Here is a 14,803-nt window from a genome sequence, read left to right on the forward strand (position 1 = left end):
GCGATAACGGAGCGTTAATAGGTCCATGGGCGTAAACCCATCGGAGCATCGTACTGCCCCAAAGAGCAGGTCGGACGCTCCATAGTTTATGTGACGCGTATCCAAAAGGAGGTGCGCATATGCATAAAGAGAGTGCCGATTTTTCGGGTCGTGACCTTTACATCAAGGACATGTCGATGCTGGTTGCCTGTGACCGCGTCGAAGGCTCCAGGGTATTCGGTTCGGACGGCAAGCAGATTGGTCATATTGAGCGCCTGATGCTCGAGAAAAGTGACGGACGCATCGCTTTCGTCATTTTGAGTTTCGGCGGCTTTTTCGGCATCGGCCAGGATCATTACCGGCTGCCGTGGGAAAAGCTGCGCTACGATGCCCGCATCGACGGCTATCGCGTCAGCATGACCAAGAACGACGTTGAAAAAGCACGCCGCTTCGCCAGCAAGGATGAACACGACCACAAGGATCATGGTCACAAGACCCATGATTATTTTGGCGTGCCTCCCTACTGGATGTGAGCGCACGGAGGGAGCCGCTAGGGTAAGCCCCGCCGGAGCGGGGCATTGCTTTGTTGGGCTCTATTGAAACCGCCCGTGTCTTTGCACGACCTCGATCTTGTAGCCATCGGGGTCGGTGACGAAGAAGAGCAGCGCAAAGAGCTTTCCATCTCGATTGAGTTCGACGATCTTGCCGGGATTGAGCCCCAGTTCCGTCATGCGCGCATGTTCGTCGCGTAGTTCCGCAACGGAGACCGCGAGGTGGCCGTAGGCTTCGCCAGGCGCATAAGGCTCGGTGCGGCCCTGATTGACGGTCAATTCCAGTTCGAAGCCGGTCTCGGCATTGCTGAGATAGATCAGCGTGAAGGTTTCGAAAGCGACGCGGTCGGCCACTTTCAGCCCGAAAGCTCTGTCGTAGAATTCGGTCGAGCGCGCCTCGTCGAGCACGCGGATCATCGAGTGAATCATCTTGGCCATCGGCGTCTCCATCGATCGTCTGAACACATCATCGAAAGCAAATGCCATTGCTGGCCGAGCAAGGCAAGCGCACGGAAAATTGCTCCGCCCGTATTCAAGTGCGGATCGGAGGTTTCTGAATTCCGATCGATCTGCTTAACTCCCCGGCGCTCAAGTTTGCGACCGAAGGGGGAGAAATCATGTACTACGCCATTTTGGCTTACCACGAGGAAGATATCGTGGAATCCTGGAGCGAGGAGGAGGACGCCGCGCTCATGAGCGAGCTGCTCGAGATCAACGACCGCATGGTTGCGCGGAAGTCGCTGGGCCCGGCGGTGCGTCTCGGCGCGACCCAGAATGCCGTCACCTTGCGCGGGAAGGGCGCGGGGCTGGTCATCGATGGGCCGTTTGCCGAAACCAAGGAACAGCTGCTCGGCTTTTACGTCGTCGATTTTCCGACCATCGAGGGAGCCATCGAAGCGGCGCGCGAATTGCGGCGCGCCAATCCTACCGCCGTTTATGAAATCAGGCCGGTCTCGCTCTACGTGCCCGGCGCATCGCTGCCCTATGGCGAGGGCAACTGACGCGCCGATTATCCGCGCTGCTGGCGGCCCGGAGAGGCTGCAACGGATCTCCGATCCTAATGGGATTGAAGGCCGATCTTGCTTGTGACGCCGCGCTCGATCGTTTCCATGGCGTCATAGATCAGCACCGCCATCAGGCCGACGATCAGGCCTCCCTGCAGGATGAAGGCGGTGTTGTCATTGATCAGCCCGGCGATGATGACCTCGCCCAGCCCCTTGGCCGCGACCGTGGAGCCGATCGTCGCCGTGCCGATATTGATGACGGTCGCGATTTTTAGCCCTTCGATAATCAAGGGCAGGGCGAGCGGCAGCTCGACGCGGAACAGGCGCTGCCAGCCGTTCATGCCCATGCCGTCGGCGGCATCGAGCACCGAGGCCGGCACCTGCTGCAACCCGGCGACCGTATTCTCAAAGATCGGCAACAGCGCGTAGAGGAAAAGCGCGATCAGCGTCGGCACTGCGCCGAAGCCGGTGGTCGAGATGGCGAGCGCCAGCACGGCGACAGGCGGAAAGGTCTGGCCGGCATTGGCGATCGCCCGAGACAGCGGCAGGAAATCGGCGCCGACCGGCCGCGTGACGAAGATGCCGCCGAGAACGGCCAGGATGCCGCTCGCGACGATCGAGACGAGGATCAGTTCGAGATGGCTGAGCGCGAGGCTCGGCAAACTGTTTTGCGTATAGATCGGCGACGCCCCGAATTTGGTCAGCGGGGCGAGCACGGGCGTCAGCCATTCCGGGCGAAACAACATCACCAGCAGCAGCGCGAGCGCCAGAACACGGAAGAGGTTGGCGGCGACAAATCTCATGCTTTGCGGCCCAGTTCGATCAGATGCTGGATCGAGATCGAGCCGACGGGCATCTTGCGCTCGTCTTCGACGGTTGCCTCGTCCGCGCCTTGCCAGATCAGCTCCGCCAGGGCATCGCGCAGGTTGAGCGTCTGCGGCAGGCTGTAGCCGAGGCCGGTCCGCGGCGGCTGCATGCTCTCCTTGAGCGGCAACAGCGACATCAGTTTCAAGGCCCGATCGGACGTGCCGGTCAGCTGCTGGACGAAGGGATCGGCGGGTTCCGTCAGGATCTTCTCGGGCTCGGAGCATTGCAGCAGCTTGCCGCCGCTCATGACGGCGATCCGGTCGCCCAGATGGAAGGCTTCGTCCATGTCGTGGGTGACGAGGATGACGGTCGTGCCGAATTGCTTCTGGATGGCGAGCAGGTCGTCCTGTGCCTTGCCGCGGATGACGGGATCGAGCGCGCCGAAAGGCTCGTCCATCAAAAGCACTTCCGGTTCGGCGGCAAGCGCGCGTGCAACGCCGACGCGCTGCTGCTGGCCGCCGGAAAGCTGGCTCGGATATTTGCCGGCAAAGGTGCCGGGGTCGAGATGAAAGAGATTGAGGAGTTCTTCGACACGTTGGGCGATGCGCGCCTTTTCCCAGCCGAGCAGCTCGGGGACGGTGGCGATATTCTGCGCGACCGTGCGATGCGGAAACAGCCCGTGCCCCTGGATGGCATAGCCGATACGGCGGCGAAGCTCGGTCGCCGGCACGTTCATGACATCCTCGCCGCCGACGGAGATGTGGCCCTGCGATATCGGCACCAGCCGGTTGATCATGCGCATCAGCGTCGACTTGCCGGAGCCGGACGTGCCGACGATGACGGTGATCGTGCCCTTTTCCATGCTCATGCTGACATTGTCGACCACGGTGGCGCTGCCATAGCGCTTGGTGACGCCCTTGAGCTCGATCATGTTGGTCATGCGCGTTGTCCCCGAATGCTGTCGATGACCGCATCGAGGATGACGGCCGATGAGAAAGCGAGAAAGACCGTCGGCACCGCGCCGAGCAGCACAAGGTCATTGGCCGTCTGGCCGATACCCTGGAAGATGAAGAGGCCGAAGCCGCCGCCGCCGATAAGCGCTGCCACGGTGACGAGCCCGATCGCCTGCACCAGGACGATGCGGATGCCGGTGAGGATCACCGGAAAGGCGAGGGGCAGGTCGATGCCGGTCAGGATCTGCCGGCGCGTCAGGCCCATGCCGGCGGCGGAATCGCGCACGGACGGGTCGACGCCGGCCAGGCCGACGACGGTATTGGCGACGACCGGCAGCAGCGAATAGATCACCAGCGCCACCAGCGCCGGCGCCACGCCGATGCCCTGGATACCAATCTGGGCTGCAAAGGGCACATGGGCGGCAATATAGCCGAGCGGCAGCATCAGGATGCCGAACAGCGCCAGGCTCGGTATGGTCTGCACCAGGCTCAGCGCGCGCAGCACCACGGCGCGGGCCCTCGGCTGCCAGTAGCAGAAGATGCCGAGCGGCAGTGCAAGCACGATGGCGATCGCAACGGAGCCGAGGGAAAGGAAGACATGGCCGAGCGCCTCATGCCAGAACTTGTCGGCATTGTTGGCGTATTCCTTCATGATCGAGAGATTGTCGAGCAGGCCGGAACGCAGCACGGCGAACAGCAGGGCGGCATAGACCGCGAGTGCGGCGACCCGCAGCCAGGGCGTCAGCCGCAATTTTACCAGCGCATCCGAAATCATCAGTCCCACCACGGCGAGCAAGACCCAGAAGCAGCCGCCGGGCGTAATGCGCGCGACTGTGCTGCCCGTCGGCGTCGCGGCGGTCGAAACCAGGCCGAGCGTGACGATGAGCATGGCGATCGCGAGCGTGGCGATGCCGAGGCGGATGACCTGGTTGTGAAGGAAAAGCGCGGCAAGCGCTGCGGCTACCAAGAGGACGACCAGGCATATCGCGGCCGGCTGGCCGAGAAGCTGGGTAAGCAGTTGAGGCTTGCCGGCGGCAATGCGGTTTGCCTTGACGATGATGAACGGCATCCAGGCCACGGCCAGCGCGCCGCCCGCCACCAGCACCACTCCGAGACGGTCCACTCTGCGGACCGCTAGCGCATCTTCCATTAGGCAAGCTCCGTCAGCGCATGAGCCCAAAATTTGAGGCGGGTTCGGACAAGACCATGCCCATTCGAATGCCCCGGCGGCCCCACTCTATCAAAATGGAGCCGCAGGAGCAGCGACAAAGCCTTACTTCAGGAAGCCATTGTCCTTGAGGTAGGATTCGGCAACAGCCTTGGCCGGCTCGCCGTCGACCTGGATGCGGCCGTTCAGCTTGCGCAGCACGTCGGCGGTCAGGCCCTTGAAGATCGGCGCCAGAACCTCTTCGATCTTCGGGTTGGCCTTCAGCACGGCCTCGCGGACGATCGGCGTCGGGGCGTAGACCGGCTGCACGCTCTTGTCGTCTTCGAGCACGGTCAGCTCGGCGGCTTCGATGGCGCCGTCGGTGCCGTAGACCATCGCGGTGTTGACGCCGTTGGTCTGGTCGGCCGCGGCCTTGATCGTCGCTGCCGTATCGCCGCCCGAAAGCACGACTTCCTGATCCGGCTTCACCTTGAAGCTATAGGTCGTCTCGAAGGCCGGCAGGGCAGCCGGAGAGTTGACGAATTCGGACGAGGCGGCAAGCTTGACCGCACCGCCGCCTGCAACCCACTTGCCGAAGTCGGACATGGACTTCAGCTTGGCCGGGCCGGCGACATCGTTGCGCACGGCGATCGCCCAGGTGTTGTTGGCCGGCGATGGCGTCAGCCAGACGATCTTGTTGGCGTCGTAGTCCAGCTTCTTGGCCAGGTCATAGCCCTGCTGCAGGTTCTTCCAGGCCGCATCGTCGGCCTTGTTGAAGAAGAAGCCGGCATTGCCGGTATACTCGGCATAGATGTCGATCTCGCCTGCGGTGATCGCCTTGCGAAGAACCGGCGTCGTGCCGAGCGCGATGCGATCCTGCGCCTTGATGCCGTTGGCATTCAGCGCGGCGAGGATGATGTTGCCGAGCAACGTGCCCTCGGTATCGATCTTGGAGGAGACGACGACGTCGGCGGCGTTGGCGCCGCTGGCAAGGAGAGCCGTCAGCGTGGCGGCAAGTGCAAGCTTCTTAAGCATGATGTTTCCCTTTGTACCCCGTTAAACCTTTGTTTTGCATGTTCGTGCCGCCTCAAGGCGCAGTCCGTACAGGCAAGCTTCGAGTGGGCCGGTGGCCCACAGGCGAATTGGTGGCCGCATCAGGCACGTAGCTCATCGCGAAAAATCGATGTCGCTTCGGATTCCCGTTGCAGTCGCGCGATTATGACGAGCGTACTCGACATTCGCGCGAAATTGGATTTCTTTTTTCGGGGGCAAGTGCGTTTGTTTTTGTTCCCCTTACCCGTTTGGCGCTCTTCCGATCTCATTTTTACCGTTGGATCAGTTAGGCGACCGGGAAACGATAGCGGCCGCTTTCAAGCTTAGGGATATCTTTTTTCGAGAACACGTCATATCGTCGGGATATCGTTGATATTGCTGCGGCCGCGACAGGACGCATGCTGCAGGCAAAAGGGATTGCGGTTTGTATCTCGGCGCGTTGTTCATAGCCGACATGGTGTTTTCCGTCGGCTCGGTGCGGGAGACCGCGCGCCGGCTTTCTTTTTCGGCATCGACAGTCTCGAGCGCCCTGCGCCGGCTTGAAACCGAGCTTGCTCTGAAGCTTGTCGAGCGTGCGTCCGGCGAGCTTGCGACCCTGCTCGCAAGCTCGAAGGTACAGAAGGGGCTTCAGCCCATACTCGGCTGCATCCGCCGGCTTTCGGTCCTGGTGAAGGAGCCGCCGGCACCGCAGGACTATGATCAGTGGGCCGCGCGCCTGCCGTTGAAGATCGCCACCATCGAACGTTTTCTCGAGGTCGCCGATCAGGGCAGCATCAATCGCGCCGCCCGCCGCCTGCGGCTGGGCCAGCCGCAACTCTCGCTGCAGATCGCCAATCTGGAGGAGCTTTTCGGATGCCGTCTCTTCGTGCGGCAGGCGCAGGGCTCTGTGTTGACCGAAGCCGGGCAGGAGGTACACGCCATTCTCGCCGCCATCGCACAGGCCTGGGACGAGATGAAGGCGGCGGCGGATGAGCGCTTTCAGCGGACCGCGCGTGCGGTCCGCATCGGGTCGATCATCCCGACCGGTTCGGAAAGCTGGGTCGCCCGCTCGCTTGCGAGCCTCGTGTCGCGCTGGAACATCGGCGGCAATCGCAACATGCTGTCGCTGATGCTGATGACGGCGGACGATCTGCGCGAGGCGCTTCGATCTGGCCGCATCGACGTCGCCATCGTCGATTCCGTCTTCGGTCTCGATGCGTTCGAACACATGGAACTGGTGGCGACCGACATGGTGGCGATCGCACCGCTCGACAGCACGGAACAGACGCTCGCGGCCCTGGTGGAAAATCATCCGCTCTGCGTGCCGAGCCCGCGCACCGGCATCGGCAATGCCGCAACGGCCTTTGGCTACGATAGCCGCGATCGCCGCCGGTTTCGCGGGCGCGACATCACCTCGGCCGATTCCTTGCCCGTCATCGTCGATCTCGTCGCCAATCACGGCTACGTCTCGTTTCTTGGCCGTGTCAGCGCCCTGCCGATCGCCGACAAGGTCCGCATCGTCGATCCGGACGAACTCCTGCCGCTCTCCTACTATCTCGCCCATAATGGCCGCAAAGCCTCGGTCGAGGCCTGCCGGCTCATCCAGCAGGCGGTGCGCGAATTGATGGGCGAAATGGGGATTGCGCAAAAGCGCTTGCCGTCCCGCGGCTAACGGAACTATCGTGAGTCGCTCGCGTTTAGGTGAGTTAGGTTAGTCCGGGCGTACGCAGCCGGGGGGCTCGTTCGGCACCCAAGGAGACCATAGATGAAAGTTCTTGCAACGGCGCTCGTCGCATTAGGCATTATTACTCTACCCGTTACCTACGCCGAGGCGCGTGATCATCATCACCGCTGGCATCACCACCAGTACCACCACCATCATTATCGTTCACACCATGGCTGGCATCACCACCATGGCTGGCACGGCTCGCACCATCATCGCCCGCACAGCAAGCCGCATTTCTCGCACGCATAGTTGAGAACGGCGGACAGGCATGGAAAACGGCGCTGCCGAGCGCCGTTTTTCTGCGTGATCGGCAAAGCCGTTTCGCCCTCTCATGGCGATCCGCGGGCTTTTTGACGCTTTTGACCGGCTGCCCGTCGGCAGGCGGGCTGGTGTTGTCGATCCGTGCCCGGCGGGGCTGAGCGTAGCGGCGGTAACTCCCGGCCGGACTGGCGCCCGTCCGAGGCTGAGATGGCTCGCAAAGCAGAGATAGCAAAGCCGCGAAAACATCTGCTATCCTGCCGCGAGCGGAACTACGGGCGGCGCTACCGCGTTATTGTATGGTCCGGACGATGCGAATGATCCGAGTCGCGCTCGCGTCCGGCATTCAAGGAGGCTGGAAATGAAAATTCTGGCAACAGCGCTTGTGGCGCTAGGCATGCTCGCACTACCGGCAACCTATGCCGAGGCGCGTTCTCACCATCATGGACACCACCACCACCGGGTTGTCGTCCATCGCCACCATCATTATCATCATCACTACTATCGCCCGCATTATTACCGCCCCTACTATGGCTACTATCAGCCCTATTACGGTTATTACCAACCCTACTATTCCTTCGGCTGGATCGGCGGCTTCGGTGGATATCGCCACTATCATCGCGGCTGGTACGGTGGCCGCGGATACTATCGGGGTGGATATCACGGCTGGCATGGCGGCCGCGGACACTGGCGGTATCACAGCCAGCCGCATTTCTCGCATAACTGACGATATCGGCCGGTAGCAAAACGGCGCCTTCCGGCGCCGTTCGTGACCAGGTCCGGATGCAATCAGATCATGCCGGCTTGAGGACGTGAACGGCGCGAGCCGCCATCAGATGCTTCACCTTCTCGCCATAGGCGGCCATATGCGCCGAAGCCGCATGAGCCTTCAGCGCCTCCGTGCTTGCCCATTTCTCGACCACGACAAACGTGTCGGCTCCAAAGGCCGGATCGGCGCCGTCGACATCCACGACGGCGGTATATTCGATGCAGCCGTCCTCGGCATGAACGGCCGGAACATTCGCCTGGAAAGCTTCGAGCACTTCGGCGCGCTTGCCGGGCAAGGCGGTGAGGATGGCGAGAACGTGAATCATGAGGATGTCCTTGAAACGATAGACAATAGGAATGGAGAATACCGGATGCCGCCAATGGCGCGGCCGGCTTTGATCATTATCATGGAAAGAGGCTAGCCGAACGGCGAACTTCAACTTTATCGATCGCCGCCGGATCTCTGCAAGATCGGCCGGGATCACATCCGGTTGATGTGTTTCGGATCCAGCGATCCGCTCAGCAGGTGGCTCACGGCAAGAAGGTTACCCTGGAGGCGGCCGCGCCGGTCGATATAGGGCGGCGGCTTGACGGAGCCGACGAGGTTCGAGGCGATATTGCCGCCCATCAGCTTCAGCGCCCATTTCAGCGACACGGAGCGCTTCTTGACGAGATAGAGCGGGTTGGCGACCTGCGAATATCCCAGGCGCAGGCCCGACGTGCGGCCGGCCTTGACGCCGAGATGCACGCCGCGCAGCCGGTTGAACTTGACGAGCTTGCCATAGGGGCGCAGCCGGCGGCACAGGTCCACATCCTCCTGCCAGGCGTAGAGCGGCAAGTCTTCGTCGAAATAGATGCGATTGGCCACGATCGGCCGCAGGCGGAAAATCATGTTGCAGCCATAGGCGTTGTGCGCGGCCTCGATGACCGGAATGGGATCGGGGTCGGCATCGGCCGCCAGCGCCTCGTCCGCTTCGTCCACCGTCAGGCCCGGTCCGAGAATGCCGTCGCGGATGACCTCGCCGGTCGCAACGACAATCTCTTCGTCGGTCTCGAACAGCGCTTCCGTCTCGGCGAGATAATTTGCCGCCGGAAAGAAATCATCATCGAAGAAGACAAGCACGTCCATGCCGGCGGCGGCGTCGATGATCGCATTGCGCTGCGGGCAGCTTCCCTGCAGCGACGAGACCACGGTCACCGGAAACGGCGCCGAACGCAGGCGCGCCATATCGATATCGTCTGCCTTGGCCGGGCAGAGGAACAGATGATCCGGCCTGCGCTCCTGCCTGGCCAGCCTGTCGATCATGGCGGCCAATATCGTCTTGCGACCGCATGTCGCCACCCCAACGGCAATCTTCATGATGCATCCCCCAGAATGTTATGCCGGGATGCACAAAACCATCGAAATCTGAATCTTTGGTTGTATTAATCGCGTGGATTCAACGCATCGCGCGCAAAGGCATCCTGGAAGTCACAGCCGGCATGACTCCCTGGTCAAAATAGGCTCGGAAAAGAGGCATGCGGTAGCGAACAAGGCCCTCGCGAACCCCGGCCGTGTGCATAGGCCCGAATGCCTGACGCAAGCCATGAATGCCAAGACTGCCCGCATCCACGATTTCAAAACAGGCGGCCGATACGGCCCGGAGTGAAATCAGCCTCGAAGGTGCCAGCCGCAAATGCAGACGCGCGATTCAAGATTTCAGTACAAGACCGGGATGCCGCACACGCAGCTCGGTTTGCACCATACGGAAAATGCGCGGCTGCTGCCCGATCGCGGCGAACTCCTGCATCGCCTGCCGCATGGAGGCGTCTGCGCCGAGATCGGCGCGGCGTTCGGCGACTTCACCGGCGAGATCCTCGAAAAGAATGCGCCACGGGAGCTTTACCTGATCGATGCGTGGGATACGCCCCGCTATCAGGAGGGCCTGGAACAGATCAGGACGAAATTCAGGGGCGCGGTGGACAGCGGACGCCTGCGCATCGTCCAGGGCTATTCGACGGTCAGGCTTGCCGAGTTTCCCAACAGCTTCTTCGACTGGGTCTATATCGACACCAATCACAGCTACGAGACGACCCTGGAAGAGCTGTCGATCAGCCACTTCAAGGTCAAGCAGGACGGCCGCATCACCGGCCACGACTTCTGCACCGGCAACGTCATCGACGCCATTCCCTACGGCGTGGTCGAAGCCTGCACCAAGTTCTGCAAGGATTTCCACTGGCAGTTCGAATACATGACCCTGGAATCCCACGGGCACTTTTCGTTTTCGCTGAAGCGGCTCTAGGCAGCTTCGTGCTCATGCCTTCGCAAGCGTTGCAACGCCAGCCCGTCGCGGGGGACCGCGCATCTCCACGCTGAATGCAGGCACCGACCGCAGCGATGCTCAGTTCTCGAAGATGAATATGTCGCCTTCCTGCAAAGCTGCAAGGAAAGCCTCTCTGGCTTTCTCCGCGTCGAGCTTGCCGTCATGGGCGTCCGACAGCGCCTTCCTGGCGGCGTTGTACGCCTGCCCATCCTCAAGCGTCGGCCACTCGCTCACCATGTATTCCGTGGCGCGTTCCGCATTCGAGATCACCAGCCGGTCGCCTGTCTTTCTCGTCTCGACGATGACAGGCTTGCTCCACCATTGGGCCATGAGTTTTCTCCTTCTCGCCGTCAACGTGCCGCCGGCCGGATTGTTCCCGAACGGGTCCTGGCGGAGACCGCATCGTCAGGACAGCAGGGGAACTCCCGCTTCGACGGCAGCGGCAATGAAGGCAACGCGCGCCTCCTCGGGTGGCCGCTCGCCGCGTTGAACGTCTATGCAGATGAGCAATGCCGACAGAAAGCAGTCGCCTTCCTCCGACGGCCAGTCATCGAGAAGCGTCTTCCAGACTTCGTCGGCCGTCCCGACGGATTTCGTTTCGCCGGAATGGCTGCGAATGACGCGGATTGGAGAAAAGCGCCGCACGGTGTTCATGGTCGAAGACTCCGCCAAAGCAGAGGCCGTTCTGAGCCTTTTGCCATGAAGGATGCATTTAACTTTTTTAATCCGCCGGCATGCTTTTGGGCATATGCGATCAAAACTCGCCGGCAAACCTGAAATATTCGATTTGAGGGCAGGGTGACGTCATCGACGAAACGTTGAGGCTAATTCATTCGAGCCGGCGTCACGATGTGCTGGTTGGGACAATCGCGCCCGGTTTCGCCGGGGCCACATGGTTTCGGTCTCGGCGGCCGTGGCTTGGTAAAATCGTGAGGTTCAAACTTCACGGTTATGGTGTTGCCGCTCGTAGCCTTGAAATCGCCTCCTGCCGTAAGCCCGACATTTGTCAGCCCCACGTTTATCTCGCCGTTCGCGTCTTTTACGACGTTTATAGCCATTTTGAAGGTATTTCCGTCGCCTTCAGCGTTCTTCTTCAGGTGAAGGCAAACATCGCTTTGATCGTCACCCGACTGAAGCGCGGCGGCCCATAGGTTGATCATTGAAACCGCGAGCGGTGCGGAACGCAATTGACGCAGATCGAATGGCTGCGGGTAGGGGCTGGGAACGACCGTTTCTGCAATCTCAAATGTTTGGGTATCGGTGGTATCGACCGAAGCGCCGGCCTTTCCTCCGATTGTCGCATTCCCTGCGGCCGGTATAGGCGACAAAGAAAGTCCCACGCTGGCACTGCCTTCGGAGGTGGAGACAAGCTCCATTTGAACGGAGACGATGTCAAAGCCAATCAGGCCGTTTCCGCAGACCTTCGATTTGGAATTCCGTAGAATTCTCGAGTATCCGTACTTCGAAGATTGATATGATGTATATACACTTATCTGACGTTTTACCTCCGCTATCACTTTGTAGATATCGGATTGTGGTATCGCGTTCAGTTTCGCGAAAGAGCTACTGGCGCACCCGGTGAATAGTGACGCCACCACGAGCGATAATGCCAGCAGAATTCCCCTCATCGCCAGCCTCTTCCGGTTTGATTTCAAGTTCTATTGTTATTCCATAGTAAATTATGGCGCGAGAAGCGCAATAGACTTGAATTTGTTGAAATAGACACTTCGAAGCCGGCTGAAGTATTGGTGCGCAGGTTGCTTTGGCGCGTTCTTACCTAACGGAAATCAATACGAAATTCGCTTCGAGCGCGGACCGGATGCTTCGTTGGGCGTCGGGCCAAAAGGTCGAAGGCACGGGATGAATTTTCAGCCGGCAGTTAAACGGCATCCGTCTCGGGGAGAGCCCCGCCTTTCGGCAGCGAGGCTTATGTCATCTGTCTTTTTATGAATGATGATCGGATGATGCCTGGTCATCGGCGCTGCCACCGATCCCGAAGCCGCCGCCCATGCCTCCACCCATACCCATGCCGCCGCTTCCCCCGCCTCCCCCTTGCTTTGAGCCCTCTTTCCCGCGCTCTCCCTTGCCGCGAGCGCCGGAAGCCGACGGCCGTGCAGGCCCCTGCATGGGAATCGCAAGATCAGCCGGAATTGGGCCAATGTCCAATGCTTCACGAATGAAAGAGCGGAGCGAAACGACAAGATCACCTGTCTGAACCGGGCGTCCTGCAATCAGCTCCCGCACGACATGTTCAGCCAGGCGGACCTGTTCTTCCGTCCCGAGGAGAATGATATCCGACAGAGCTGCCTCCACCTCGTCACGGATGCGCCGCCTGCGCTCGGATCCGAGAACGCTTTCGATCTCCACCTCGGGATCGGTTGGCGCTTCTCGGCGCAAATCACGCAAATGGGCCGGATCCACGGTCAGATCGCCGGTGAACGATCCGCCAAGTGTCTTGTAAGCAGCAATCAGCGTGCGCAGGCGCTCATTGATTTGGCGGTTCATGCGTTCGCGGCGCTGCTGGATTGTGACCATCATCAAAAGACGGACGCCGATGCTGATCAACGTGAACAGCGCCAAACCGACCAGCGTCAGGAGCAGGCTCTGCCATGAGCTGAAATCAAGATTGCGCACGCCATCCCTCCAATAGATCGGAGGATCATTATCAAAAGCAATGCGAAAAGCGAGTCCGGCAACTTGCCTGTAACTGCCGTTGATACGCCCTTGTCGCGATCAACATGCCGATGAGTTCCGATAGGTTAGAGGTTATCGGTACTCGGGAATGCGAGGGATTTTTGAACGCTATCGATGTGTGAAGGGTAGACAAAAAGGCGGACGCAACAAATTAGAGTTATCTAATTTGAATTAATTTCCAAATTCTTGCTTGAAAATAGTGGTGCCGCTTACGTGACTCGAACACGTGACCCCATCATTACGAATGATGTGCTCTACCGACTGAGCTAAAGCGGCATTCTGCGGAGCATTCGGTTCGGCTCCGCGATTTGCATGGCGCTGATACAGTCTATGCGCCCAGATTTCAAGCGCTCAAATCGCCAATTGGCAAAAAAGCGAGAGGCCTGTGAAAAAAGAACCGTTCTCCGCCCCGCTCTAAAGTGCCAGCCGGGCGCGCGCCTGCCTGTATTCGGCCTCCAGCCTGTCGATGAGTGCGGAGACGGGCTGGATGGATTTGACGGCGCCGATGCCCTGGCCGGAGCCCCAGATATCCTTCCAGGCCTTCGCGCCGGTCGTGGCGGCTTCGAAATCCATTTTCGAAGGGTCGGCTTCCGGCAGGTTGTCGGGATCCAGTCCGGCCGCGCGGATGGAGGGTTTCAGATAGTTGCCGTGGACGCCGGTGAAATAGTTGGAATAGACGATATCGCCGGCGCTTCCCTCGACGATCGCCTGCTTGTAGGCGTCCGCCGCGCGGGCTTCTTCCGTCGCGATGAAGGGAGAGCCGATATAGGCGAGGTCGGCGCCGGCAGCCTGGGCGGCGAGGATGGCGCCGCCGGTCGAAATCGCGCCGGCCAGCAGCAGCGGGCCGTCGAACCATTCGCGGATTTCCTGGACGAGCGCGAAGGGCGAAAGCTGGCCCGCATGGCCGCCCGCACCGGCGGCCACGGCGATCAGCCCGTCCGCGCCCTTGCGGATTGCCGAGTTGGCATGGCGGTTGTTGATGATATCGTGCAGGACGATGCCGCCATAGGAATGCACGGCCGCATTCACTTCTGGCACGGCGCCAAGCGAGGAGATGACGATCGGCACCTTGTATTTCACGCAGAGCGTCAGATCGTGTTCCAGCCGCTTGTTCGACGTATGAACGATCTGATTGACCGCAAATGGCGCTGCCGGCCGCTCGGGATTGGCGGCATTATATGCGGCGAGATCCTCGGTGATCATGGCGAGCCATTCGTCGAGCTGGCTTTCGGGACGCGCGTTCAGGGCGGGAAAGGAGCCGACCACGCCGGCCTTGCATTGCGCTAGCGTCAGCGCCGGGTGCGAGATGATGAAAAGCGGCGAAGCCACGACCGGCAGGCGCAGATGCTCGGTGAGGATGGAGGGGAGGGCCATGAACATCATCCCTTTGACGTTTACGAAAACGTCAAAGGGATAGCAGATGCGCATCGCGAGGGGAAGTGGCGAGATGCCGCGCGGAGTTGCGGGCGCAGCGTCGGGGAAGAAGCCGGCTCACCGCTATCGCAATTGCGTCGTCTTTGATGTTTATCCCCTCCCGAGTGCCTGCGGCTCCTGCCGAAGACTTGCGTAATGCGAAACTCG

The 14,803-nt window shown here is 60.6% G+C and carries 18 protein-coding genes and 1 tRNA gene; 6 read left to right on the plus strand and 13 right to left on the minus strand.

Features of this window, described 5'->3' with window-relative positions; translation table 11 throughout:
- Positions 1-119 precede the first annotated feature (119 nt).
- The gene (locus tag ACQZ6J_RS08400; protein WP_163984802.1) at positions 120-512 is read left to right on the plus strand and encodes a PRC-barrel domain-containing protein; all 393 of its coding nucleotides are present in this window, start codon (positions 120-122) and stop codon (positions 510-512) included.
- 60 nt (positions 513-572) lie between these two features.
- On the opposite strand, the gene ACQZ6J_RS08405 is transcribed toward ACQZ6J_RS08400, so the two are convergent.
- A complete protein-coding gene (locus ACQZ6J_RS08405) occupies positions 573-968 on the minus strand; it encodes a VOC family protein (RefSeq protein WP_449083342.1) in 396 nt (131 codons plus the stop codon).
- 179 nt (positions 969-1,147) lie between these two features.
- Here ACQZ6J_RS08405 and ACQZ6J_RS08410 point away from each other — a divergent pair, with 179 nt between their 5' ends.
- Positions 1,148-1,531 carry a YciI family protein gene (locus ACQZ6J_RS08410; RefSeq protein WP_449083344.1) on the plus strand — a complete coding sequence of 128 codons (384 nt, stop codon included), beginning with the start codon at positions 1,148-1,150 and terminating at the stop codon, positions 1,529-1,531.
- Between the two features lie 56 nt (positions 1,532-1,587).
- Here ACQZ6J_RS08410 and ACQZ6J_RS08415 read toward each other — a convergent pair whose 3' ends face one another.
- The 4 genes from ACQZ6J_RS08415 to osmF form a co-directional block, all read right to left on the minus strand.
- A complete protein-coding gene (locus ACQZ6J_RS08415) occupies positions 1,588-2,337 on the minus strand; it encodes an ABC transporter permease (protein ID WP_163984799.1) in 750 nt (249 codons plus the stop codon).
- A complete protein-coding gene (locus ACQZ6J_RS08420) occupies positions 2,334-3,281 on the minus strand; it encodes an ABC transporter ATP-binding protein (RefSeq protein WP_449083347.1) in 948 nt (315 codons plus the stop codon). Before ACQZ6J_RS08420 ends, ACQZ6J_RS08415 begins: the two co-directional genes overlap by 4 nt.
- Entirely contained in the window at positions 3,278-4,444 is a 1,167-nt protein-coding gene (locus ACQZ6J_RS08425; RefSeq protein ID WP_449083349.1) for an ABC transporter permease, read from the minus strand. Before ACQZ6J_RS08425 ends, ACQZ6J_RS08420 begins: the two co-directional genes overlap by 4 nt.
- A 123-nt stretch (positions 4,445-4,567) precedes the next feature.
- A complete protein-coding gene (gene osmF / locus ACQZ6J_RS08430) occupies positions 4,568-5,476 on the minus strand; it encodes a glycine betaine ABC transporter substrate-binding protein OsmF (RefSeq protein ID WP_449083350.1) in 909 nt (302 codons plus the stop codon).
- Between the two features lie 442 nt (positions 5,477-5,918).
- Here osmF and ACQZ6J_RS08435 point away from each other — a divergent pair, with 442 nt between their 5' ends.
- The 3 genes from ACQZ6J_RS08435 to ACQZ6J_RS08445 all read left to right on the plus strand — a co-directional run bounded on the left by ACQZ6J_RS08435 (position 5,919) and on the right by ACQZ6J_RS08445 (position 8,184).
- Entirely contained in the window at positions 5,919-7,145 is a 1,227-nt protein-coding gene (locus ACQZ6J_RS08435) for a LysR family transcriptional regulator (protein ID WP_163984795.1), read from the plus strand.
- A 93-nt stretch (positions 7,146-7,238) separates the two neighbouring features.
- Complete coding sequence (locus tag ACQZ6J_RS08440; protein WP_163984794.1) at positions 7,239-7,448, plus strand: hypothetical protein; 210 nt, start codon at positions 7,239-7,241, stop codon at positions 7,446-7,448.
- Between the two features lie 370 nt (positions 7,449-7,818).
- A complete protein-coding gene (locus ACQZ6J_RS08445; RefSeq protein WP_449083353.1) occupies positions 7,819-8,184 on the plus strand; it encodes a hypothetical protein in 366 nt (121 codons plus the stop codon).
- Positions 8,185-8,251: 67 nt separating this feature from the next.
- On the opposite strand, the gene ACQZ6J_RS08450 is transcribed toward ACQZ6J_RS08445, so the two are convergent.
- Together ACQZ6J_RS08450 and ACQZ6J_RS08455 are read right to left on the minus strand one after the other, a co-directional pair.
- A complete protein-coding gene (locus ACQZ6J_RS08450; RefSeq protein ID WP_163984792.1) occupies positions 8,252-8,551 on the minus strand; it encodes a putative quinol monooxygenase in 300 nt (99 codons plus the stop codon).
- 155 nt (positions 8,552-8,706) lie between these two features.
- Positions 8,707-9,585, minus strand: a complete 879-nt coding sequence (locus ACQZ6J_RS08455; protein WP_163984791.1) for a glycosyltransferase family 2 protein — start codon at positions 9,583-9,585, stop codon at positions 8,707-8,709.
- Between the two features lie 316 nt (positions 9,586-9,901).
- Here ACQZ6J_RS08455 and ACQZ6J_RS08460 point away from each other — a divergent pair, with 316 nt between their 5' ends.
- The gene (locus ACQZ6J_RS08460; protein ID WP_449083355.1) at positions 9,902-10,507 is read left to right on the plus strand and encodes a class I SAM-dependent methyltransferase; all 606 of its coding nucleotides are present in this window, start codon (positions 9,902-9,904) and stop codon (positions 10,505-10,507) included.
- Between the two features lie 99 nt (positions 10,508-10,606).
- Here ACQZ6J_RS08460 and ACQZ6J_RS08465 read toward each other — a convergent pair whose 3' ends face one another.
- The 6 genes from ACQZ6J_RS08465 to ACQZ6J_RS08490 all read right to left on the minus strand — a co-directional run bounded on the left by ACQZ6J_RS08465 (position 10,607) and on the right by ACQZ6J_RS08490 (position 14,596).
- Positions 10,607-10,858 carry a DUF982 domain-containing protein gene (locus ACQZ6J_RS08465; protein ID WP_449083357.1) on the minus strand — a complete coding sequence of 84 codons (252 nt, stop codon included), beginning with the start codon at positions 10,856-10,858 and terminating at the stop codon, positions 10,607-10,609.
- 75 nt (positions 10,859-10,933) lie between these two features.
- The gene (locus ACQZ6J_RS08470; RefSeq protein WP_163984788.1) at positions 10,934-11,182 is read right to left on the minus strand and encodes a DUF982 domain-containing protein; all 249 of its coding nucleotides are present in this window, start codon (positions 11,180-11,182) and stop codon (positions 10,934-10,936) included.
- Positions 11,183-11,352: 170 nt separating this feature from the next.
- The gene (locus ACQZ6J_RS08475; RefSeq protein WP_449083360.1) at positions 11,353-12,156 is read right to left on the minus strand and encodes a hypothetical protein; all 804 of its coding nucleotides are present in this window, start codon (positions 12,154-12,156) and stop codon (positions 11,353-11,355) included.
- Positions 12,157-12,472: 316 nt separating this feature from the next.
- Positions 12,473-13,162: a hypothetical protein gene (locus tag ACQZ6J_RS08480; protein WP_449083362.1), complete on the minus strand. Its 690-nt coding sequence runs from the start codon at positions 13,160-13,162 to the stop codon at positions 12,473-12,475.
- Between the two features lie 260 nt (positions 13,163-13,422).
- Positions 13,423-13,498, minus strand: a tRNA-Thr gene (locus ACQZ6J_RS08485).
- 138 nt (positions 13,499-13,636) lie between these two features.
- The gene (locus tag ACQZ6J_RS08490) at positions 13,637-14,596 is read right to left on the minus strand and encodes an NAD(P)H-dependent flavin oxidoreductase (protein ID WP_449083364.1); all 960 of its coding nucleotides are present in this window, start codon (positions 14,594-14,596) and stop codon (positions 13,637-13,639) included.
- Positions 14,597-14,803: the final 207 nt, after the last annotated feature.

This window comes from Rhizobium sp. A37_96, from assembly GCF_053521765.1.